Genomic DNA, 23884 nt, shown 5'->3' on the forward strand with positions numbered 1-23884 from the left:
TACTTCGTATCGTTTCTCTCGACAAAACATTATTATTTTAGTCATTTATTAGAAGTTATATTATATTTTTTGACCATCATCTAATATTTTCGTTATTTGTAAAAAACATAAAAAAGAGCCTCTATTTTCAAAACAAGGACTCTTTTCATAAAGTGAAACTTTAATCATTCGGGCTTTTACGGGCAGCAGGGCCCCACCTAACTTCTTTGCTTCCGCTGAATTTTGAGGTGGAGTCTTACTGCCCGGCAAATAGCTGGATAAACTATTTAGCTATCTCTTCTTTCGGCATTACCATACCTTTATAAAGTTGAACAGTTATCCAGTAATAGATGAAATAAATGACTAAGAATATCCCAATTGGCACCCACACTTTTACAAACGGGTCAACTAATATAAAGCTGAATAAGTTAAGCCCTACTAAAACGTGAGAAATGCCAATGATTGCTGGGAAGATAAATAAATATGAAATTTCTTTATATATACTTTTCGTTAACATACTGCGTCTCACACCAATTTTTCGTAACATTTCATAACGGCGTACGTCGCGAGAAGCACCTGTTAATATCTTGAACATAAGGGAACTTGCCATCATTGCTAAAAAGGCAATTCCGAGGAAAAATCCCATAAACATTGTTCCGCTCATGAAGCTGTTCATAAACTGATAAATTGTCATTTTCGTAAATAAGTCTACCTTTTTACCTGTTGCTTTTTCAATTTGTGCTTTTTGTCTCTTGTCTATTTCGATCAATAACGGTTTATATTTTTTCATATCATCTACTTTTGCTAATGTTACAGTGTGTTCTGTTCCTTGAATTCCTTTATAATGCTCTTCGTCTGCAATTCTTACTGGTTTTCCGTTAAATTGATTATGCGTAATTTGTATCTCTCTTACAACTGCGTCTTCCCAATCCTTTGGCATACGAGGGAATTTTGCTAATTCAGGAGCCTCTAAAGCTGAATATACAGGTTCTGTTAAAGGTTCAGTCACACGTTTACGAACAGGCTCTTTTAACGTTTTTGTATCAAAATGGTCTGAAACAAGTGGTGGTTTCGCAGTTAAGTCGTTACGTAAATAATAAACCGCTTCTCCATCTACTTTATATTTGTACTTGCTTTCTTCAACAATTTCCATTTCTTTTAAGGCAGCTTTGTCTTGATCATTCGGATCATGAATTACAACATCATATACACGAGAAAAGTCTGTCATAATACCTACATTTTTTTGGAAAGCCATACCTGCCGTCATCGCACCTGCGCCTAATGCAATTAACATCGCTACAGTACCTAATACTCTCGATAAACTATTTACTCGAAAGCGTAGCTGTGCATATGTAAAACTATTTAGACCAGTTTCATTTCGTTTTTTATTCCCCTTAATTTTCATCACAAAAAATGGGAGTAATGAACTAAAGATAAAATATGTTCCAAGTGTTGTAACGATGGTTGCTATAATAAAACCTAATTCAGCATATATTTTTACATTGATCATAAAATAGTACCCTATACTTACTAGTAATACACCAAGTACTGTCATTATAATAATGCGAGTTTTACTTTTCTTCACTTCATCTAGTGTTTCATCTTCACGAATTAACTCTAGTTCAGTTTTACGTAACAATCGGACACTGTTCATTAAGCCAGTAATGAAAAATAGTATTAAGAAGAAAATAGCTGTAACTAAAATTGCTGGTGTGTATACAGATGCATAACTACCTTTTGCTGAAATTTCCATTCCATTCATTAAAAAATTTCCTGCTACACTTGCAAGTAACATCCCTACTAAAATACCGATAATAATACTGACAATACCCATACCGAATGTTTCAATAAATAATAACTGTGCTACTTTTTTCTTTTTTGCACCAAGCATCATGTACATACCGAGTTCTTTTCTTCTTAACGTGAGTAAGAAAGAGTTGGCATATATAATATAAAATACAGTAATGAAAGATAATAGTATTGCACCTACCCAAAAGACGAGTCTAATACTACTAATTAGGCTATTATCTTTCGTAAATTCGCTATTCATCGCCATCGTTTGGAACATATAGAAAATACTAATACTAATAACGAGGCCAATAAGTAAAACCATATAATCTTTTAACATTTTTTTCATACTATGACGTGATAATTTAAATAACATAGTTTCGCCCCCTACTTAGACTCAGCAGCTGAGCCCATATGAGCGAGCACACCTAAAATGTCTTGATAGAAATTCTCTCTAGTGCCTTGACGATTTAATTCTTTATAAAGAAGACCATCTTGAATAAATAAAATACGCTCACAATAACTTGCACTAAATGCATCATGTGTAACCATCAAAATACTTACATTGTGATTTTCATGTAAATCTTGCATTGCTTCTAATAAACTTTTTGCGTTTTTACTATCAAGCGCACCTGTCGGTTCATCTGCTAATACAATTGCTGGATTATGTACTAAAGCTCTTGCCGCCGCTGTTCTTTGCTTTTGTCCACCAGAAACAGCAGTTGGATATTTTGTTAAAATTTCAGTAATTCCTAATTTCTTCGCAACGTCATTTACCTTTCCAGTAATCTCACTTGATGGTACGCCTTGCAGAGAAAGTGGTAAAGCTATATTTTCATAAATTGATAAGTTTTCTAGTAGATTAAAATCTTGAAAAATGAAACCTAATTTTTGAGAGCGAAAATCAGATAACGCATTGCCCTTCATAGAAGTAATATTTGTACCAGCTATCGTCACACTACCACCTGTCGCTTGGTCAAGTGTACTTATCACATTAAGTAAAGTCGTTTTTCCAGACCCAGAAGGACCCATAATCCCGACAAATTCTCCTTCTTTAATACTTAACGATACACCCCTTAATGCTTTTGACTGATTCTCATTTCTTTTTCCATACGTTTTTTCTACACTTTCTACAGTAACTACATTTGTTGACATCTCTTTCACTCCATCCCTTTTGTATAAAATTAATTTCTCACATATTTCTTATTATTTTGTCATGTAAATCCTTAAGATTTTTTTAATTATTCATTCAATAAGAGTTACACCTGTAACATGAACCTATCTCCTACTTCATATTCTCATTTTTCTACAACTCGTTCCCTCGATTTCGCTTACATTTACCTTACATTTTTGTAAGATAAAAAAGAAAACACACTAATTTCTAATAGTGTGTTTTCTTTACAATCAATATTTTCTATTCTTTATTTCTTCTTCAATAGTTGCCACAAATACATCTAGTGCAATAACTTCTGACTTCTCTTCCCCATATTTACGTACATTTACAGCTCCGTTTTCCATTTCCTTATCTCCAATAACAAGAACATACGGTACTTTTTGCATTTGTGCTTCTCTTATTTTATATCCTAATTTTTCATCTCGTGCATCTTGTTCAACACGAACTCCAGCTTGTGCTAATTTAAGTGCAATCTCATTGGCATATTGTTCATGTACTGCATTTGAAACTGGAATTACTTTCACTTGAACTGGTGCCACCCATGCCGGGAACGCACCTCCAAAGTGCTCAATTAATATTGCTAAGAAGCGATCTAATGACCCTAAAACTGCCCTGTGAATAACAACTGGTCTTTTCTTTTCATTATTTTCATCTATATAATTTAAATCAAATTTCTCTGGCATTTGGAAATCAAGCTGGATTGTTCCGCACTGGTGACTTCTATTTAAAGCATCTTTAATATGAAAATCAATTTTCGGCCCGTAAAATGCACCGTCACCTTCATTTAGTCTATATTTATAATTTAGCGATTGTAATACATTTTCTAATGCTGCTTCTGCTTGCTCCCATAATTTATCATCACCCATTGAGTCTTCTGGACGAGTAGAAAGCTCTACTTCATATTCGAATCCAAAAGTTTTATATACGTAATCAATTTGCGCCATTACTGATTTAATTTCATCTTCAATTTGTTTTGGAGTTACAAATAAATGTGCATCATCTTGGCAGAAAGTACGTACTCTTAATAATCCGTTTAAGGCACCACTAAATTCATGGCGATGTACTTGACCAAATTCACACATACGAATCGGTAATTCACGATAAGAATGCAATTTATTTTTAAACATAAGCATGTGCCCTGGGCAGTTCATCGGTTTTAATGCAAAACTTTTATTATCTACTTCAGAGAAATACATATTATCTTTATAATGTCCCCAGTGCCCTGATCTCTCCCATACTTCTTGGTTCATCATGAACGGAGTGCGTACTTCTTGATAATTGTACTCTTTTTGAATTTCTCTTAAAAATGCTTCCAATTCGTTACGAATCATTTGTCCTTTCGGTAAATAAAACGGCATTCCCGGAGCCTCTTCAGAAAACATAAATAACTCAAGCTCACTGCCTAACTTACGATGATTTCTTTTTGCTGCTTCTTCAACGAAATGTAAATACTCTTCTAATTCTTTTTGAGAAGAGAATGCAACACCATATATGCGCTGAAGCACTTGGTTATTACTATCACCTCGCCAATATGCACCGGAAACGTGAGTTAATTGAAATGCTTTCAAATAACCTGTAAATGGTAAATGTGGTCCTCTACATAAATCTACAAATTCACCTTGTTTATATAGTGTTACACTTTCCCCACTAGGAATTGCTTCTAAAAGTTCTAATTTCAAGCGATCATTCATTTCTTGAAACAGTTTTGCTGCTTCTTCTCGAGAAACCTCAACTCGTTCTATCTTTATATTTTCATTTATAATCTTTTTCATTTCTTTTTCGATTTTTCGTAAATCTTCTACGTTTACACTACTTGGAAGATCCATATCATAATAAAATCCATTTTCAATAACAGGCCCCACCCCAAGATTTATATCACCATACATTCTTTTTACAGCTTGCGCTAAAATATGTGCCGCAGAGTGTCTTGTAATTTCTACACCTTCATTTGAATCTATAGTAATGATTTCTACTTCCGCATTTTCTTCAATATTTCGGCGTAAATCATATAACCCATCATTCACTTTCCCCGCGACTGCTTTCTTTTTCAAACTACTGCTAATGGATCCCGCAATTTCTTCTAAAGTAATTCCTTTTACAAATTCTTTCACGCTACCATCTGGAAATTTAATTTCAAGCATTTGTTCTTTCATTTTTCATCTCTCCATTTCATAATAAAAAGCACACTCATCCCTAACATAGGGACGAGCGTGCTTTTACCCGTGGTTCCACCCAGATTCCCATCACAAAATGCAATGGCTTCTTTTACGGTAACGTCGTTTATACGGCACTAGATACTTAATTTCCCCAGTGCAGCTCTAAGGTGGTAAGTTATTTTTCTGCGTTAGGAAGTTCTCAGCTTTCCTTCCTTCTCTGTATAACCGGGTAAAATAACTCGTGTCCTTTTCTTCGCTTATTATGAAATTGAATGCAAAAAAGCATATTCATCCCTAAATATAGGGACGAATATGCTTATATCCGTGGTTCCACCCAGATTCCCATCACAAAAAACATAATGGCTTCTTTTGCGATAACGTCGCATACACGGCACTAGATACTTAATTTCCCTAGTGCAGCTCTAAGGTGGTAAGTTATTTTTCTGCGTTAGGAAGTTCTCAGCTTTCCTTCCTTCTCTGTATAACCGGGTAAAATAACTCGTGTCCTTTTCTTTGCTTTTTGTAAAACATCCATTTATTGTTATTTAATATATCTTATTCATTTTATTTTTGCAAGTGTTTAAAAAAATTATTTATTTAATTAAAAAAGTGAAACCAAATTTTTTTGGTTTCACTTCACAATTTTACCAATCTTGTGGTTCGTAATTTAAGTCTGCAAATAGACGTCTTTTCTCTTTCTTTGTTAAATCTCTCCACTGCCCAACCGGTAAATTATTCAATTCAATATTCATAATTCTCGTACGTTTTAACGTGTATACTTGATAACCTAAAGCTTCACACATACGGCGAATTTGACGATTTAGCCCTTGTGTTAAAATAATTTGGAACTCATATTTTGATAACTGTGTAACCTCACAAGGAAGCGTTTTTGTTCCTAAAATTTTAACACCCGCTGCCATTTTCTCTAAGAAATCAGGTGTAATTGGCTTATCTACTGAAACGATATATTCTTTCTCATGTTTGTTTTCAGCACGTAAAATTTCATTAACAATATCACCATCATTCGTTAACAAAATTAAACCGTCTGAGTCTTTATCAAGACGTCCAATGTGACTAATTCGTAAAGGATGGTTCACTAAATCGATAATATTACCTTTTACTGATTTTTCACTCGTACATGTAATACCTACTGGTTTATTTAAAGCGATATATACGTGATCTCGAGCAATTCGAAGCTGCTCTCCATTTACTCGTACATCATCACCTGGGTTCACTTGGTCACCAATTTTTGCAACCTTACCGTTAATAATTACTCTTCTCTCATTAATTAGTTTATCCGCTCCACGTCGAGACGCTTTTCCAGCTTCACTAATAAATTTATTGATACGCAAATTAGGCACATCCTTTTCTAAAAAAATTTCAAGCTCACACTGCTTCTACCGTACAATACAAAAGGGTAAGCCTCCTATTATAACTTAAATATATTAACATGAAAGGGTATATAACGTCTTCTATTAATTACTTGTTTATAAGAAAATATCTTTATTATACATTCATTTATGCACTTTTTCATCGTTTAATATACAAGCCATTCTTCCTTACATACAGCTTGTTTTCCTTGTATCTTTTCTATATCTTCATGAATATTAGCTAATTTATATAAATCTGGGAAAATCTCTTCCACATAATGTTGGTGCGCTATTTCATCTTTCCAATACGTTAACACTATGTAACGATTTTCATTTTTCAAAGACTTCCCAACTACTCCACCTAGCATTCCTTTTGCTTTTTCCATTCCTTTATTCCAAATTGTTTCTTGCTTATGTAAAAAATGCTTTTCCTTTTCCAACTTTACATCACATATAGCAACTCTTACGAATGCTCCCTCTATTACAACGTCTTTCAAATGCATATCAGTTATATCATACAACGTTTGAAATAATTCAATTTCACATGAAAGAAACGTATCCTCTTGATTACTATTTAAATAAATTGTATCGTGAGCACCATTCATAAATGATTGATATGCACTTCTATCTTCCCATAAAGTAAATACACATGCCTCATCTTCATTCCATCCACCAAATTGTCCATGAAAACCATCTAGGTGCTGTATATCACGCCATTTTTCTTGCGCACTGGAAAACAATTCTTTTTTCTCTTCTTCCACCTTACAGTAGATTGTTTTTAGTAACATTTTTAATTCCCCCTTTAGCATATAATTTATCTTCTTCTCACAATAATTAATTCACATAATATTTTTATAATCACCCTAATACTCTTTATAGACATATAGAACTAATCATATTTATCACTACATCTATCAAAACATCTATCGAATTTAATTTCAAATGATTCAGAATAAAAAAAGATGTAACTCTTAATGAATTACATCTTTAGCTAATCTCCCTTATTCATCTTTTTCTCAAATAAATAATACGTAATTTCTCCCGGATAATGTACTACTGCTACCTTCCTTTCCCCTTTTTTAAAACTAACAGTATGCCCGTTTTCCCCTAAGTTCTCCCATCCATTTGCCTTTGTAATAGGCATTACACTTATATATTGATAGTCCTCTTCATTATCATCGTTAATATGGATTGCTGACATTGGCACTGGAAAATCTTTAATTTTAGATTCTTTGTCTACATATATGAGTGCAAATAAACCAACTAATAACATAGCCATTGAAATACTTAAAACCAGTTTTCTTCTATTCATTTTCACTAAAAACCCTCTTTTCTCACATATAGCTTTCATCATTTTACTAAATTTAATTATTCATGTATAGAAAAGACATAATTTAAATTATTTCTAACCTATTTTCTCTACTTTAAACAACATTATTATTATATATTATAATTATAAGTTTTTAAATTTTGGAGGCGTTACATATTGCAGAAATTACTTTTTACTAAATGGACAGTTGTTATTTCTATTTTCATCATTTTCGGTACGATTTTCTATGTTACTAATGTTAAAAATAACAACGAAAAAGCAACTGTAGAAACAGCGGAGACAAAAACTTTCAAAACGAAATTACAACCTAAAATTCATGAATTGACTACTCATTATAATGACATCATCGAAAAAGATTGGTTACCTGCCTGGGAAGAGATTAATACGAATGGAGATTCAGTAGATCGAAATAAACTATTAGTTACAATGAGTGCTGTTTCCAAACAGTACGAAACAATTATGAACGAAATAGACACGCTTAAAATTGAAGAAAACATAACAGATATAGATATACAAAAACAACTACTTCAATTCACAACTCAGTTTAAATCCGCATCAAATTTCATGAAAAATGCAGCAAATTTGATTATAGACGGAGCAAATAACTCTACTCCAACCAATGAAACTATTGAAAAAACAAAACAAGCTTTAGGACTTGCGGATCAACATATTGTCATCGCTTTATCTACTTTAAATGAAGTTGAAGATAAATTAGGACTTACAAAAAAATAAAACTATTTACTATTTTAAAATAAAAAATGATTGCAATTCACAATTTGTATGTCTATAATGTTTTTATTGATTTACAATCAATGTGTTTATAAATTTTATAATTCGGATGAACCATTCAGGAGAAGGTCTATTGATCTACCGACGGGGCAAAAAGTTGTTATACCAGCTTTGAAACTCTCAGGTCTTGGTTACAAGTAGAACTGCATGGGGACGAATCTCTGGAGAGACTCCCTCTCGCTTTCATAGAGCGCGGAGGAAAACGAGCACCGAAGGAGCAAATCCGCTACTTTAGCGGATAATCTCTCAGGTAAAAGGACAGAGACAAGCGAAAGAAAAAGCCGATTGTATCGGTTTATTTTTCTATCCCTTGTTTCTCCAGAGACCATTTCATTTACTTGAAGTGGTTTTTATTTTTTCTAAAAAAGGAGAATAAAGATGGAGACAGTAAGTAAAGTATTAGAACAACTAAATCAATACGTGTGGGGATTACCAACTTTGTTGCTACTCGTTGGAACAGGTATCATTCTCACAGTGCGTTTGAAAGGTTTACAGTTTAGTAAACTATTATACGCTCACAAACTAGCGTTTAAAAAATCAGAAGATACTTCTTCTTCTGGAGATATTAGTCACTTCCAAGCACTCATGACAGCTATGGCCGCAACGATTGGTATGGGTAATATAGCCGGTGTTGCAACAGCGGTTACAATTGGTGGTCCTGGTGCAATATTTTGGATGTGGATTACCGCTTTATTCGGTATGGCAACAAAGTATGCAGAGGCAATACTTGCAGTGAAATACCGTGTTAGTAATGAAAATGGTGAATATTCAGGTGGACCAATGTATTATTTAGAGCGTGGTTTAGGTAAGAAATGGCTTGCTATATTATTCGCTATATTTGGTACAACTGCTTCTTTCGGTATTGGTAATATGGTGCAATCTAACTCAGTTGCAGAGGCAATGCGAATTAATTTCTCTTTCCCTCCTGCTTTAACTGGTATAGTAATGTCATTTTTAATCGCAATTGTTATTTTAGGCGGTGTAAAAAAAATCGGGAAAGTGACGGGATATGTCGTTCCTATTAAAGCTTTCTTTTATATAATTGCTGGTCTTATAATTATTTTCTATCACTACGACCAAATTCCAGAAGCATTTTCACTTATTTTTTCTGGTGCATTTAATGGTACAGCTGCTGCTGGTGGTTTTATTGGGGCAACAGTTGCATCAGCTATCCAAATCGGAATGGCGCGTGGTGTATTTGCGAACGAAGCTGGTTTAGGGAGTGCACCAATTGCGGCGGCGGCGGCAAAAACCGATTCGCCTGCAAAGCAAGCTTTAGTTTCAATGACTGGTACTTTTCTAGATACGTTTATTGTATGTACAATTACAGGACTAGTATTAATTACTACAGGCGCTTGGAAATCAGGTAAAACTGGTGTTGAAGCTACAACACTTGCATTCCAATCTGTATTCGGTACTGCTGGTAGTATGATTCTCGGTATCGCAATTATTTTATTTGCCTACTCTACTATTTTAGGCTGGTCGTATTATGGAGAAAAATGTGTAGCTTATTTATTCGGAGAAAGTGCAGTTAAATATTATAAAGCAATCTTTATTTTCATGATTGCAATTGGTGCTAATTTAAAGCTAGGAATCGTATGGACATTTGCTGATATTGCAAATGGACTTATGGCAATTCCAAACTTGATTGGTCTGATTGGATTAAGTAGTATTGTTGTTGCTGAAACGAATCGCTTTTTACAAGCAGAGAAATTGAAAGAAAATAATAAAAAACAGGCAAGTTAATCTATGAAAAAAGGAATGACTCATACATGATGAGCATTCCTTTTTTCATCCCCTCTTTTACTTAATTACTATCATTAAAAATATATTTATATCAATATTTACTCCTTTTTATTCCTCCAAAAGTTTTTCACATAAATGTCATAAATCGTATGGTCTAACTATATAGTTGAAAAGGAATGCGACATTAAAGTGTCGCTGAAAAACTCATCCAAGAAAAGGGAGGAAAAATCTTTTGAAAAACAAAATCATTGTTTTCCTATCTGTTTTATCATTTATTATTGGTGGTTTCTTCTTTAACACGAATACTTCAAGTGCTGAAACATCATCTACTGATTATGTTCCTAACCAATTAATCGTTAAGTTCAAACAAAATGCATCTTTAAGTAATGTGCAATCTTTTCATAAATCTGTCGGAGCTAATGTCTTATCTAAAGATGATAAGTTAGGTTTTGAAGTCGTACAATTTTCAAAAGGTACTGTAAAAGAAAAAATAAAGAGTTATAAAAATAATCCAGATGTGGAATATGCAGAACCAAATTATTACGTTCACGCCTTTTGGACTCCAAACGACCCATATTTTAATAATCAATATGGATTACAAAAGATTCAAGCTCCACAAGCTTGGGATAGCCAACGAAGTGATCCGGGTGTAAAAGTAGCTATTATTGATACAGGAGTTCAAGGCTCACACCCTGATCTGGCTTCGAAAGTAATTTACGGGCATGATTATGTTGATAACGACAATACATCTGATGATGGTAATGGTCATGGTACACATTGCGCTGGAATTACTGGAGCACTTACGAATAACAGCGTCGGAATTGCTGGTGTTGCCCCACAAACTTCAATTTATGCTGTCCGCGTATTAGATAATCAAGGAAGTGGTACTCTTGATGCTGTAGCGCAAGGTATTCGAGAAGCTGCTGATTCGGGTGCAAAAGTAATTAGTTTAAGTTTAGGAGCTCCAAATGGTGGTACTGCATTACAACAAGCCGTTCAATATGCATGGAATAAAGGCTCTGTTATAGTTGCAGCTGCTGGAAATGCTGGAAATACAAAAGCTAATTACCCTGCTTATTACAGCGAAGTAATTGCAGTTGGTTCTACAGATCAATCAGATAGAAAATCTTCATTCTCTACTTATGGTAGCTGGGTAGATGTTGCAGCACCAGGTTCAAATATATATTCAACATATAAAGGAAGCACGTATCAATCATTAAGTGGTACATCTATGGCAACACCTCATGTTGCAGGAGTCGCTGCTCTTTTAGCAAATCAAGGATATAGTAATACACAAATTCGCCAAATTATTGAGTCAACTTCTGATAAAATTAGTGGTACAGGTACGTACTGGAAAAACGGTAGAGTCAATGCATATAAGGCTGTACAATACGCTAAGCAATTACAAGAAAATAAAGCTTCTTAAGAAAACTTTAATCAGTCGATCTACCATGAATGCGGAATAAAATAGAAGGAGAGACTTCTATAATTAAAGCCTCTCCTTCTTACAAACTATATTACTCTCCCTGCTTTTTAACCATATGTAAATACAGTACAAAATCCATCATTGTCGACGAATGACCAAGTTGACGGATCATCGCTGTTATATTTCCTCTATGATATGTACCATGATTTACGACATGTTGCACTAATTCTAAAATCGAAGTTTCTAATTTCCCTACATATGGATTCTCAATAACAAATACAGCATTCACATCTTGTATTGTAATTAAAAAGTCTTTATATTGATTTGCCATGTTTTCAAACATTTTTTCTAATTCATGTAACGATTTAGTTTCAATTTGTTTTCGTAAATCTTCTCGGTCTTGTATTGCTTCATTCATACTTTTACCATGCAATATATGTAACCACACTTGATCTGTAATATAAATATGCACAAAAGTATCCTTAATGGATGGGAATACACTCTGTATCTGCTCATTAAAAATTGTCTCATAGTTTGGTAACTCTTTTAATCGATTGAATAATCTAGTATTAGCCCAAGCATGGTAATCACACTGTTTTAATATATAATCTTTCAATTTATATTACCTCCTTATTGTATGAAACGAATGGTTTGTTTCTTCATTTCTGATTCTCTATCAGCCTTTGCAATCCCTTTTCCTTTCATTTCATGCTTATTTATCGTTTTATATTTTACATACGTATAAAATTCCGTTTGAAATGGAAATGGTGTAATCCGAATTGTTTCCTCGTCCACCCATTCAGCTTGAATAAGTTTCTCCTCTTTACTATTAAACATTTCTGTCCCTTCAAAACCATCTTTAAATAAGTCAATTTCATCTTTCTTTTTGACACCAGGCTTATTCATACATACGTATAAAGAAAGTTCATCACAAAACTTTAATAATCTATAATGCTTATCGAACATCGCAAACTGTTCCTTTGTTAACGTTTTCAAAATTCTTTTTTGTCGTTCTAATTCATGTTTATAAAATGACATCATCTCTTCATCTTCCTCGTTTAGTGGAAAGGATAAAAAATGTTTACTACAAAGCAATGCCCCGTATGGATTAGAATTTTCAATTTCATTCAAACCAATCGTATAAAAAACAAAACGTAATGGGCTTGGACAATCCATAAATGTATATGGAATATTTTTAGCATCATTCAAAATTGGTACTTTATCAAGCTCTATCCATCCTCTGTCATGCTCATATATTGCATCAACTGTTTCTTTTAAATATGTTTTATCTTCAAAAAAGTCTTCTTTTATATGTTTTGCAATCTCTCCAGCTAAAAAACCATGATCATGTTGACGAATTAATATACTTTCCTTCTCATTTTTTTCACGAAAAATCATTCGTATACTCCCCCTCATCCTCATATTAAAGCTTTTTATATGCATCAATTCTTAATTAATCCCTAAATAATAGAAGGGATTCAGTCTCTTGCAACGAAATTAACATAATTATATAGTATTCTTTCTAATCATAGTGATAGCTTTATCTTTACTATCTATTATACTAAAACATTCATTCCAAAAATTTTTTTATGAGGTGAAAACATGAACAAAACAGAATTAATTAAAAACGTAGCTCAATCAGCTGATATTTCTCAAAAGGACGCTTCTGCAGCTGTACAATCCGTATTTGACACAATTGCTAATGCATTACAATCTGGAGATAAAGTTCAACTAATCGGGTTTGGAACTTTTGAAGTGCGCGAAAGATCTGCTCGTACAGGACGTAATCCGCAAACTGGCGAAGAAATTCAAATCGCTGCTGGTAAAGTTCCTGCATTTAAAGCAGGTAAAGAATTAAAAGAAGCTGTTAAATAAACAAGAAACCAGCCATTTTATAGGCTGGTTTCTTGTTTTTATTTAAGCAATTGCTTTATATTCTCTGCATGATACACTTCACAAATATAAAATACACATTTGCAGTTACTTACAATTTGATACTTTCTAGTTGGATACACATTCGCTGTAACAGAACATCCATCAAACAATTCAATAATATTTCCAGACGGCTGATATCCTTCATATAATACGTTTCTTCTTACTTCCATCTTTTCTATAAGCTTTTCAACAGGAATATTTCCACTCTCTAATTCACTCTTTATTGCGTCCGGTAAAAACGAAGTGTCTGCAAAAATTAGATTTTCAGATAACACCTTGCCTTTATAACTAACATTAGATACACGGTAAAGAAATGTTCCATCTTTATCAAAGAAATTTTTTGCTTCTTTCGGGATGTACTGTCTACCAAGTGCCTCTTGTTCAAGAACATCAAACTGAACTGTATCATTTAAAAGCTTTTCTAAAGCATGAATGGATGATGTATCTCCAGAAAATAAAATATTTTTAATTGCTTGTACATTATAAGTGAATTCATTCTTTCTATTTTCCGCTACTAACATGAGGAACACCTCTTCTGTAATTTTTTTATTTAAGATTTAAAAGTGCTGCCGCGTCTAATTGCGTAATTTTAGTCACGTCCTTACTGAATATTGCAACAGAAGCACTATAATCTAAACTAGGCCTTACATCTTCCATCATTGTATTACTTACTAACTCTTGTCTATCCTTAAAAACCAATAAGTTTGGAGGATCATTTGGAGCTGATACTGTAATATGTACTGGTGGAATCATTAGTCCTTCACCTGTCGCTTTCAGCACCGCTTCTTTTCGAGTCCAATATGTTAAAAAACCTTCTATTTTCTGTTCATTTGGCAGTTTCATAACTTGCGCTATTTCAACGTCTGTTAATACACCTTCTGCCATTTTCATAACATCTACATTTGGATTCATTTGTTCTACATCTATGCCAACAGGTGCAGATTTTGTAAAAGCAACGACAACCCACTCACCTGAATGCGAAACGGATAATTGCGGCATACCTTCTGGTAATTGTGGTCTTCCATGCTGCACTTTACATACTGAGCACATTCGATCAATTGGTACTTGGACTGGTGACATAGAAAGTATCTTACCGAGAACTAATCTACTTATTACGCAACCTATTATAAAACGAGCTCGATCTGCCGAATGATGATACGAATTTGCTTTCTCTCGCTCTATATCATTTAGTAAATTGTAATGCCATGATTGTAAATCCGAAATTCTTGCCCACCATATTTGACAATCATTCTCATTCAAAGTTGGAATAGAATCTACAACTTTACTTTCTATCATGTAAACTCTCCTTTATTCAACGAATATCAATTTTCATAAGAAAGCATGCGTATATTGTTATTCATTGACAAGTACTTTCTCTTTTTCTGATACAGATAATGTTTTTTCTTTCTTCTTTGACATTACCTCTTTATCGGAAATACGTAAAGAAAATAGTAGTGCTATGAGCAAAAATATTGCTGATCCAATTAATGCTGCTTGATATGGTAAAAAATCGGATTGAGCGTTATTACTTCCAAAACCAGCTAGTATACTAGCTAAAACAGCTACTCCTATTGCTGAACCTAATCGATTTTGCACATTGAATATAGTAGTAGCTCTCCCCATAGAAGGCGGCGTGATATTGTTAAAGGCAGAAAATTGAACCGCACCGACAGATTGACCTAAGAAAATACCGATACCAAACAATAATGCGCGGATTTGCCACGGATTCGTATCGTGATTTACAAAACTTAATAAAACAAAGATAACCACGGTACAAATTAATCCAATAGAAATTACCTTTCGCGCTCCTAATTTTTTATATGACCATGGCACAATTTGTGAAGAAATCATTAATCCAATCGCCTCTGGAAATGTCGTAAGTCCTGATTCCAGCGCGGAAACTCCTATCACATTTTGATACATAAGTGGAAAAACAAATAACATTCCTAGTAAACCAGCTGATGAAAATAATGATATAAGACTCATCTTTCTAAACACTGGTTCTTTTAATAAACGTAAATCTAACATCGGTTGCTTTACTTTCAGTTCTACGATTATAAACAATGTAATGAATACACCCCCAGCTATCCCAGTACTCATAATTTCTGGAGAAATCCACCCTTTTGATGGTCCCTGGCTGAGCGCATATATGAGCATCGCAAATCCTGGTGCTGATAAAATAAAGCCGAGCGAATCAAAGCGACCAGCTGATTTTTCAACATGCTCTGCTAAAAATAGAAGTCCAAATAGCAATGCAACGATTCCAAACGGTAAATTAATATAAAATGCCCAACGCCAAGACATTTGATCTACAAAGAAACCACCGATGATAGGACCAATTGCTGGTGCTACAGCAATTGGAAGTATAATGAACCGAGAAATCTTCGGTCTTTCCTCTGGTGAAAATGTTCGAAATAACATTGCCATTCCAACTGGTGTTAAAAGCCCTCCACCAGCACCTTGAATAATACGGAAAATATTCAATGAAGTAATATCGTTAGCCATTCCGCATAAAGTAGAGGCAATTGTAAATACGAAAAGAGCAATTAAAAACACTCTTTTCGTACCAAATCGATCTCCTAACCAACCAGAAATCGGAAGGAAAACAGCTAAACTAACTAAATATCCAACATTAACCGTCCCCATTGCAGATGCAGGTACTTGTAGTTCTCTACTTATCGTTTGCAGTGCTACATTTACAATCGTTGCGTCCATCGCAGCCATAAACATCGCAGTTATATAAACGATACTTACAACTACTTTTGGATTTAGTTTTTCTTTCATTATCGTTTTCCTGCTAATGTTTTTTCGCGAACTTGATTACTTTTTGGATTCAAATCTTTCCAGTTATATTCAACATATTCTAAGCAGCTCTGCCTACTAGCTTCTTCATATACGATATTCCAGCCAATAGGTACATCGAGAAAAGCAGGCCAGAGAGAATACTGGCCCTCCTCATTTATTAATACTTTATATGTGTAATTATCATTTTCAAATGGATTCGTCATACTCTACTTACCCCTTTCTTATTCTGCAAATATTTCGCTAATACTTGTCCAATTTCCGTAAGCGGACCTGGCTGACATAGATCTTTATGTCTACAATCAATATCGTGCTGCACAATTTGCCCGTCTAAATAATTTAGCCACGTATTTGGAGAAATAGGATCAAACCAGTCTGGTATAACAGTAGATCTAAAGAACAGGATATCTCCGTTATAAACTTTCGGTACATATTTCCCTAACAACCCTACTGAATTTACATATGTTTCTTTCAAGTTCAATATAGTCTCTTCTTCAAGACTTGCTAATGCACTTCCATCTTTACGAAGGATTTCAACTACACTTTCCATTGTAAGTGGTTTACCATCCATGTTATCTGGGTCATATCCGCCTAAAGCAAGTAATGCGATTAACGCTTCCTCTTCAGTAGGCGCTTCCGTATTCGGTAAGAAGTGTCCAGGATAAGAGTCAAGCATAACGAGTAATTCTACTTCTTCCCCTTCATTTTGTAATTGCGCCGCCATTGCATGCACAACATTTCCTCCAAGCGACCAACCTAATAAACGATATGGTCCATGAGGCTGTACTTCACGAACGTGTTTCAAGTAATCCGCCGCCATCTCCTCTAAACTTTTTGGAAGTTCTTCATTTTTAGCAATACCACGTGCTTGCACACCATAAATTGGATAATCTGTTCCTAAAGATTTCATAAGTCCTGCATAGCACCAACTTAATCCACCTGCTGGATGTACACAAAATAGTGGTAATTGATCCCCGCTTGCTCGTAATGGAAGCAACACATCAAGTGCACTTTGACCATTCCCCATCTCAAGTCTTTCAGCTAACCCTGCAACAGTCGGTGCTGCAAATAAAGTACCAATGTTTAGTTCCACTCCAAGCGCCTCTTTCATGCGGCTCATAAGCTGCACTGCAAGGAGTGAATGACCACCAAGATCAAAGAATCCGTCATCAATTCCAATTTGAGGTACACTTAGCACTTCTGTAAACAAGTCACATAACATTTCTTCTTGCGGTGTTCTTGGACCACGACTAGAAGATGATGCGATAAATGCTGGAGCTGGCAATGCCTTTCTATCTAATTTACCATTTGGAGTTAAAGGTAACTCATTTACTACTACAAAAGCGTATGGAACCATATAATCTGGTAAACTACCACTAGCAAACTGACGCATTTCATTCGTATCAATTGCTTCATTATTTGATGCAACGATATAAGAAACTAACCGTTTATCCCCTGGTTGATCTTCACGTACAATAACGGCTACTTGCTCAGCTTTAGGGTGCTTCATTATGACTGCTTCTATTTCTCCTAATTCAATTCGGAATCCACGAATTTTGATTTGATGATCTGCACGTCCTATATAATCTAGCGTCCCATCATTACGCCAGCGAGCTAAGTCTCCTGTACGATACATTCTTGTACCTGGCTTGCCAAATGGATCTGCGATAAAGCGTTCAGCCGTTAATCCTGCTCTTCCTAAATATCCACGCGCAAGTCCTGCACCTGCAACATACATTTCTCCAACTACTCCAGGTGGGACTGGTTGTAAATAGTTATCTAACACATACACTTTAAGGTCAGGTATACTGCACCCAATTAAACTATTTGCCCGTAAAGAGACGATAGTTTCATCTAATTCAATATAACTAACATGTACTGTCGTCTCTGTAATACCATACATATTAATAAGCTTTGGTGCGTTATGAGGATGTCGACTATACCAATCTTCTAAGCGACTTAGCTCAAGTGCTTCTCCTCCAAAAACAACATATCGTAAAGATAATTTTTGGCCAATCTCTTCATTTTCACGATCTGCTTGCATCAATTGGTAGAACGCTGATGGAGTTTGGTTTAAAACCGTAACCTTTTCTTTAACAAGAAGCTGTAAAAATTCTTTCGGCGAGCGACTTACAGTATGTGGGACTACAACTAAACGCCCTCCGTATAATAAAGGTCCCCAAATTTCCCAAACCGAGAAATCAAAAGCATATGAATGGAACATCGTCCAAACATCGTTTCCGTCAAACTGGAACCAATGATCAGTTGCTCCTAAAAGTCTCACTACATTTTGATGAGGTATCATAACGCCTTTCGGTCTGCCCGTTGACCCTGACGTATAAATAACGTAAGCAATATGTGATGGAGATAATGGCTTAATTCGTTCCACTTCATCAATATTGTCTTCACTATATTTCTCAACCTCTGCTATTACTTTCACATCATCAACTAAAACTTTTAGTGCCTCATTACATTCAATTTCCACTTCTGAATTCGTTAAAACACATGATGGTTTCGCATCGTGTAGCATAAATGAAATACGGTCTGCTGGGTAATCTGGATCTAACGGAAGGTATCCAGCACCAGCTTTAAGAACAGCTAATAAGCTTACAACCATGTTTAATGATCTTGGCATCGCTAAAGCAACGAGTTGATCAGGACCAATCCCTTTTGCTATTAGGAATCGAGCTATTTTATTTGCTTTTCTATTTAACTCTTCATAAGTTAATTTCTTATCTTCAAAGACAACAGCAATAGAATTTGGATTTATATGAGCCTGCTTTTCAAACAATTGTGGCAATGTCATTTCTGGTGCAATTTGAAAACCACCATTCCACTTTTCTAACACTGTATTTTTCTCTGCTAAAGTTAATATTTCTAATCTGCCAATGGATTGATCTGGATTTGTAGTTGCATCATCTAATAACAAAATGAATCGTTCTATTAGTTTTTGAACCGTTTCACGTTTATATAAATCGGTACTAAACTCTAGTAATCCATGTAAACCGTTCGGAGTACCATCAACCCCGTTACTCTCACTAATTTCAAATGTTAAATCAAATTTTGCAGAACCAACGCTTTGAATTTCAAGGCTCGCTTCTAAATCTGGTACATGAAACGTTGCTTCTGGTGTATTTTGAAAAGCTAACATAACTTGAAACAACGGATGGCTGTTTCGAGTACGTACTGGATTTAATACTTCAACAAGCCTTTCAAATGGAACATCTTGATTTTCATAAGCTGCAAGATTTACCTGCTTCACTCTATTTAATAATTCTTTAAAACTTGGATCTCCTGAAGTATTTGTACGTAACACTAATGTATTTACAAATAAACCAACAATATCTGAAAGTACATCATCATTTCTTCCAGCAATCGGACTTCCAATTGGTATATCAGTGCCTGCACCTAATCTTGTAAATAGTGCACTAAGCCCTGCTTGCAATACCATAAACAAACTAACTCCATTTTTACGTGCAAGCTCTACTAACCTACTATGCATACCTTCATCTATATGAAAATGAATTGTTTCCCCGCGGTAACTCGTCTCAATTGGACGCTGGAAATCTGTAGGTAACTCCATTTGGTCTGGTAAACCTTTAAGTTCTTCTTTCCAAAAATCTAATTGTGTTGAAATAAGACTCTCTTGTGTCGTTTCATCACCTAGCAATTGCTGTTGCCAAAGTGCATAATCTGCGTATTGAACTGGTAGTGTCTCCAGCTGAACTCTGTCACCTTGACATCGCGCTTTATACGCCGCTGTAAAATCTCTCGTTAACGGCTGTAATGACCAGCCATCACCTACAATATGATGTAATAGAATTAATAATACATGTTCGTTTTCACTCATTGTAAAAAGTTGCAAACGAACTGCCGGCTCAAAATCGAGGTTAAAGCTATATCTTACCGCCTCTGAAAGTACACTTTCTAATTCATCTTTACATGTATTAGTTATAACCATTTCTAAATTTAAGTTTTCCATATCTAAAATTTTCTGATAGGAACTACCTAATACGTTAGGGAAAATTGTTCTAAGTGTTTCATGTTTCTCAACTACATCATAAAAAGCACCTTGTAATGCTTCCCGATTCAATATTCCATTCATACGAATGACTAGCGGAATATTATAAGTAGGACTTGGACCTTCTAAACAATTTAAGAACCATAACCTGCGCTGTGCAAATGAAAGTGGAACTTCATTTGGCCTACTTGCTTTCTGAATAGCTGGTCTTGCGCTTTTTGCATGGTTTAATTGTTTCGCCAGTTCGGCAACAGTTGGTGATTCAAATAGTTTCCCAATTCCTAATTCCACACTTAACGTTTCACGAATTCTTGCCATTAAACGAGATGCGAGAAGTGAATGTCCACCCATTTCAAAGAAATTATCATCAATGCTAATTCGAGAAACACCAAGTACTTCTGCAAATAAATCACATAATATTTCTTCTTTCGGATTTCTAGCAACTCTCTCATTGTTCATTCCATTAAAATCAGGAGCAGGTAATTTCTTTCTGTCAACCTTACCATTTGGCGTTAATGGTAATACTTCTAGCACAACAAATGTCGATGGTATCATATAATTCGCTAAACTTTCTGAAACATAAGAACGAATTTCTGAAAGATTAATCGGTTCCTTTTCTTCTGCAACGATATACGCAATGATGCGTTTATCATTTGCACGATCTTCTCGTACCATTACTACCGCTTGTTGAATATTTTCATGTCGTTGTAATACCGTTTCAATTTCAGCTAATTCAATTCGGAATCCACGAATTTTAATTTGATGATCTGCGCGACTAATGTACTCTAACGCACCATCACTACGCCATTTCACAAGATCTCCTGTACGGTACATGCGCTTCCCTGATTCTCCATAAGGATTTGCAACAAACCGTTCAGCTGTTAACTCAGGTTTTCCTAAATATCCGCTTGCAAGTCCTTCCCCTGCAATATATAATTCCCCAATAACTCCAGGTGGCACTGGTTGTAACCCTGCATCCAATACATACACTTCTGTATTGCAAATTGGTTTTCCAATAGGAGGTATGCCCTTTTCACCTTCATCAATGTTCATGAAAGTAGACCAAATCGTCGTTTCAGTTGGTCCATATAAATTAGTTATTGAGCAACCTAATTCTCGTAATTTATTTGCTAAATGCGCTGGAAGAGCTTCACCACCAACAAGTATGCTTAGCCCTTGTAGCTTCTCTGGATAATCAGTTACTAACGCCTGCCAAAGCGTCGGTGTAGCCTGCATAATGGTCACTCTTTCTTCATGTAAAAGTGTCGTTAATGCAGAAGGCTCTTGTATGTCTTCTTTTTGCGCAATTGTTAAACTTGCACCACTAATAAGAGGTAAATAAATTTCTAGTGCAGAAATATCAAATGCAAACGTTGTAACTGCTAATAAATGATCATTTTCATTTAATGAAAACTTTTGTTGCATAGCCATTAAAAAGTTACTTAAACCTCTCATAGGAACAATTACACCTTTTGGGTTTCCTGTTGAGCCTGAAGTATATATTGTATAGGCTGGGTTTAACAGTGATACATCATTCTTACATGCTATATTCATACGAGAATATGTATGTAACGCTAGTTTCGTTTCTTCGTCATCTAATACAATTTTTTTCATATCCTTTTCTATAACTAACTTAGATGAAACAGATGAATGTGTTATGATACAAACTGGTTTTGCATCATTTACTATATAAGTAACTCTATCTGCTGGGTATTCTGGATCTATTGGTAAATACGCTGCACCAGCCTTTAAGACTGCTAGCATACTAACTACCATTTCTATTGATCTAGGGAATACTAAAGCTACAAACTGATTTGGTCGTATTCCTTCTTCTACTAAATAATGTGCTAGTTCATTCGCTCGTTCATTTAGCTCTTTATACGTAAGGATTACACCGTCACAAGTAATCGCTAGTTTATTGGGATTTTTTTTCACTTGTTTTTCAAATGATATAGGCAGACTGATTAATTCATCGTCTTCCTTCGTTTCATTCCATTCCAATAAAACTTTATGATTTTCTTCAGGCAGAGTAATGTTTATTTTTCCAATCGACTCGTTTTTCTCATAATTATTTATTACTAATTCAAATAGATTCATAAATCTTTCTTTATGCAATGCTAGCTCCGCGTTATTATATACTTCAGGATTTGCATCAAAATGAATCATTATCTCATTTTGATCAAAACGTTTATATACATTTATCGATAAATCATCGACAGGTCCTGCTGATAAGTTATGCGTAATACCACGATTTCCAGCAAAATTAAGCCCGTAATCAAAAGGCATAACATTCACTAACGGTCCAAACAACCTTTGATTTTCACCTAGTAACTTTAAATCTCTTCTTAATTCCTCATGACGGTATTTATAATGGCGACGTACATCTCGGATTTCTTTAGAAACTTGCTGCAATAATTCCGCAAGAGTTATATTTGGAGTTACTGTAATACGAAGTGGAACTAAATTCATTACCATACTTGGTGTATGAATAGATACAGAACCTAGACGTCCCATCATCGGTAAACCTAAAACAATATCATTTTCACCTGTTAATTTATGCATATAAATACTTGTTACAGCGACAATGAATTCCGGCCAACTTGTTAACGAAATATTGATATCTTCTAGTAAAGTTTTCGTGCTAGAACTAGATAAATAAGCTGTTTCTCGTGAAAATCCATTTGATGTTCTCGGTGCTCGTTCTGCCAAACTTACAACTTCTGGGGCATCTGCAAACTTTTCTAACCAAAAAGTACGATCTTCCTGAAATTGTTTAGACTCACGATACTCAATATCTTCTTGCACGACTTTTGCAAGAGAACCAAATGGTTTTTCATTCTTGTTTGTTTCTTCTATAAGTGATGTATACTCATTCGCTACTTTTTGGCTAAGAAGTGAAAATCCATAGCCATCCATCACAATGTGATGGATGCGCTGATACCAAAAGAAACGATTATTTTCAACTTGAATAAGTGCTTCAGTAAATAAAGTATCTTTTTTCAAATCGACTGGCATAGATAAATCATTTTTCATCCATACTTTAGCAGCTTCTTCAGGATTTTCTTCTTTACGAACGTCAATAAAATGCATATGAAACTGTGATTCTTCAATAACTTGCCATGGGCCAATTTCATCCTCTTCGAAGCGAACATGAAGTGCTTCTGTTTCCATTACAACTTTACGTACAGCTAATTCAAAAATGTCTTGATGAATATTTCCGTTTATTTCTACATATTCCCCAGTATTATAAATTGGATTAAGCGGATCTAATTGTTGCGCAAACCACATACCAGACTGCGCAGATGATAACGAATGACGAATCTTTTGACTGTTAGGCATTCTTTACTACCCCTTTATTATGTAGTCTA

Annotated in this window: 17 protein-coding genes, 1 riboswitch and 2 other annotated features; of the genes, 4 read left to right on the top strand and 13 right to left on the bottom strand. The window is 34.8% G+C overall.

Annotated features, from left to right (window positions below; translation table 11 throughout):
• Window positions 1-262: 262 nt before the first annotated feature.
• The 6 genes from ACTFSL_RS14505 to ACTFSL_RS14530 all read right to left on the bottom strand — a co-directional run bounded on the left by ACTFSL_RS14505 (window position 263) and on the right by ACTFSL_RS14530 (window position 7821).
• Window positions 263-2143 (bottom strand): FtsX-like permease family protein, encoded by a 1881-nt coding sequence (locus tag ACTFSL_RS14505; RefSeq protein ID WP_000897855.1) that lies wholly within the window; start codon window positions 2141-2143, stop codon window positions 263-265.
• 11 nt (window positions 2144-2154) lie between these two features.
• Window positions 2155-2922, bottom strand: a complete 768-nt coding sequence (locus ACTFSL_RS14510; RefSeq protein WP_000106426.1) for an ABC transporter ATP-binding protein — start codon at window positions 2920-2922, stop codon at window positions 2155-2157.
• Between the two features lie 249 nt (window positions 2923-3171).
• On the bottom strand, window positions 3172-5094 hold the full coding sequence (gene thrS / locus ACTFSL_RS14515) for a threonine--tRNA ligase (protein WP_440041917.1): 1923 nt from the start codon (window positions 5092-5094) through the stop codon (window positions 3172-3174).
• A 44-nt stretch (window positions 5095-5138) separates the two neighbouring features.
• Window positions 5139-5360 (bottom strand) — a binding site (T-box leader).
• Between the two features lie 36 nt (window positions 5361-5396).
• Window positions 5397-5620, bottom strand: a binding site (T-box leader).
• A 121-nt stretch (window positions 5621-5741) separates the two neighbouring features.
• A complete protein-coding gene (gene rluF / locus ACTFSL_RS14520) occupies window positions 5742-6449 on the bottom strand; it encodes a 23S rRNA pseudouridine(2604) synthase RluF (protein ID WP_001222171.1) in 708 nt (235 codons plus the stop codon).
• Between the two features lie 185 nt (window positions 6450-6634).
• Window positions 6635-7255 (bottom strand): YdbC family protein, encoded by a 621-nt coding sequence (locus ACTFSL_RS14525; protein ID WP_061457164.1) that lies wholly within the window; start codon window positions 7253-7255, stop codon window positions 6635-6637.
• A 203-nt stretch (window positions 7256-7458) separates the two neighbouring features.
• Window positions 7459-7821: a hypothetical protein gene (locus ACTFSL_RS14530; RefSeq protein ID WP_002197739.1), complete on the bottom strand. Its 363-nt coding sequence runs from the start codon at window positions 7819-7821 to the stop codon at window positions 7459-7461.
• Window positions 7822-7953: 132 nt separating this feature from the next.
• Between ACTFSL_RS14530 and ACTFSL_RS14535 the strand changes: the two genes are divergently transcribed.
• From ACTFSL_RS14535 to ACTFSL_RS14545, 3 genes are all read left to right on the top strand, one after another.
• Window positions 7954-8529, top strand: a complete 576-nt coding sequence (locus ACTFSL_RS14535) for a hypothetical protein (protein WP_001170889.1) — start codon at window positions 7954-7956, stop codon at window positions 8527-8529.
• 208 nt (window positions 8530-8737) lie between these two features.
• A riboswitch (glycine riboswitch) is annotated at window positions 8738-8858 on the top strand.
• A 106-nt stretch (window positions 8859-8964) separates the two neighbouring features.
• Entirely contained in the window at window positions 8965-10332 is a 1368-nt protein-coding gene (locus tag ACTFSL_RS14540; protein WP_000451037.1) for an alanine/glycine:cation symporter family protein, read from the top strand.
• 232 nt (window positions 10333-10564) lie between these two features.
• Window positions 10565-11758: a S8 family peptidase gene (locus tag ACTFSL_RS14545; protein ID WP_000790938.1), complete on the top strand. Its 1194-nt coding sequence runs from the start codon at window positions 10565-10567 to the stop codon at window positions 11756-11758.
• 91 nt (window positions 11759-11849) lie between these two features.
• On the opposite strand, the gene ACTFSL_RS14550 is transcribed toward ACTFSL_RS14545, so the two are convergent.
• Window positions 11850-12374, bottom strand: a complete 525-nt coding sequence (locus ACTFSL_RS14550; protein ID WP_000656267.1) for a DinB family protein — start codon at window positions 12372-12374, stop codon at window positions 11850-11852.
• 14 nt (window positions 12375-12388) lie between these two features.
• Entirely contained in the window at window positions 12389-13156 is a 768-nt protein-coding gene (locus ACTFSL_RS14555; RefSeq protein ID WP_061457163.1) for a DUF3891 family protein, read from the bottom strand.
• A gap of 204 nt (window positions 13157-13360) precedes the next feature.
• On the opposite strand from ACTFSL_RS14555, the gene ACTFSL_RS14560 reads away from it, so the two are divergent.
• Window positions 13361-13633 carry an HU family DNA-binding protein gene (locus tag ACTFSL_RS14560; protein WP_001043905.1) on the top strand — a complete coding sequence of 91 codons (273 nt, stop codon included), beginning with the start codon at window positions 13361-13363 and terminating at the stop codon, window positions 13631-13633.
• A gap of 38 nt (window positions 13634-13671) precedes the next feature.
• Here ACTFSL_RS14560 and ACTFSL_RS14565 read toward each other — a convergent pair whose 3' ends face one another.
• Genes ACTFSL_RS14565 through ACTFSL_RS14585 form a run of 5 tightly spaced genes read right to left on the bottom strand, consistent with a single transcriptional unit; the run spans window position 13672 to window position 23855 of the window.
• On the bottom strand, window positions 13672-14214 hold the full coding sequence (locus ACTFSL_RS14565) for a hypothetical protein (protein WP_000959126.1): 543 nt from the start codon (window positions 14212-14214) through the stop codon (window positions 13672-13674).
• Window positions 14215-14239: 25 nt separating this feature from the next.
• Window positions 14240-14989: a 4'-phosphopantetheinyl transferase Sfp gene (sfp, locus tag ACTFSL_RS14570; protein ID WP_088338816.1), complete on the bottom strand. Its 750-nt coding sequence runs from the start codon at window positions 14987-14989 to the stop codon at window positions 14240-14242.
• Between the two features lie 57 nt (window positions 14990-15046).
• Complete coding sequence (locus ACTFSL_RS14575; RefSeq protein ID WP_000660197.1) at window positions 15047-16477, bottom strand: MDR family MFS transporter; 1431 nt, start codon at window positions 16475-16477, stop codon at window positions 15047-15049.
• Window positions 16477-16701, bottom strand: coding sequence for an MbtH family protein (locus ACTFSL_RS14580; protein ID WP_000184055.1), 225 nt, complete (start codon window positions 16699-16701; stop codon window positions 16477-16479). The genes ACTFSL_RS14575 and ACTFSL_RS14580 overlap by 1 nt, the downstream gene beginning before the upstream one ends.
• Window positions 16698-23855, bottom strand: coding sequence for an amino acid adenylation domain-containing protein (locus tag ACTFSL_RS14585; RefSeq protein WP_440041921.1), 7158 nt, complete (start codon window positions 23853-23855; stop codon window positions 16698-16700). Before ACTFSL_RS14585 ends, ACTFSL_RS14580 begins: the two co-directional genes overlap by 4 nt.
• Window positions 23856-23884 lie beyond the last annotated feature (29 nt).

The organism is Bacillus cereus group sp. MYBK108-1, from assembly GCF_051917185.1.
GTDB lineage: Bacteria > Bacillota > Bacilli > Bacillales > Bacillaceae_G > Bacillus_A > Bacillus_A cereus.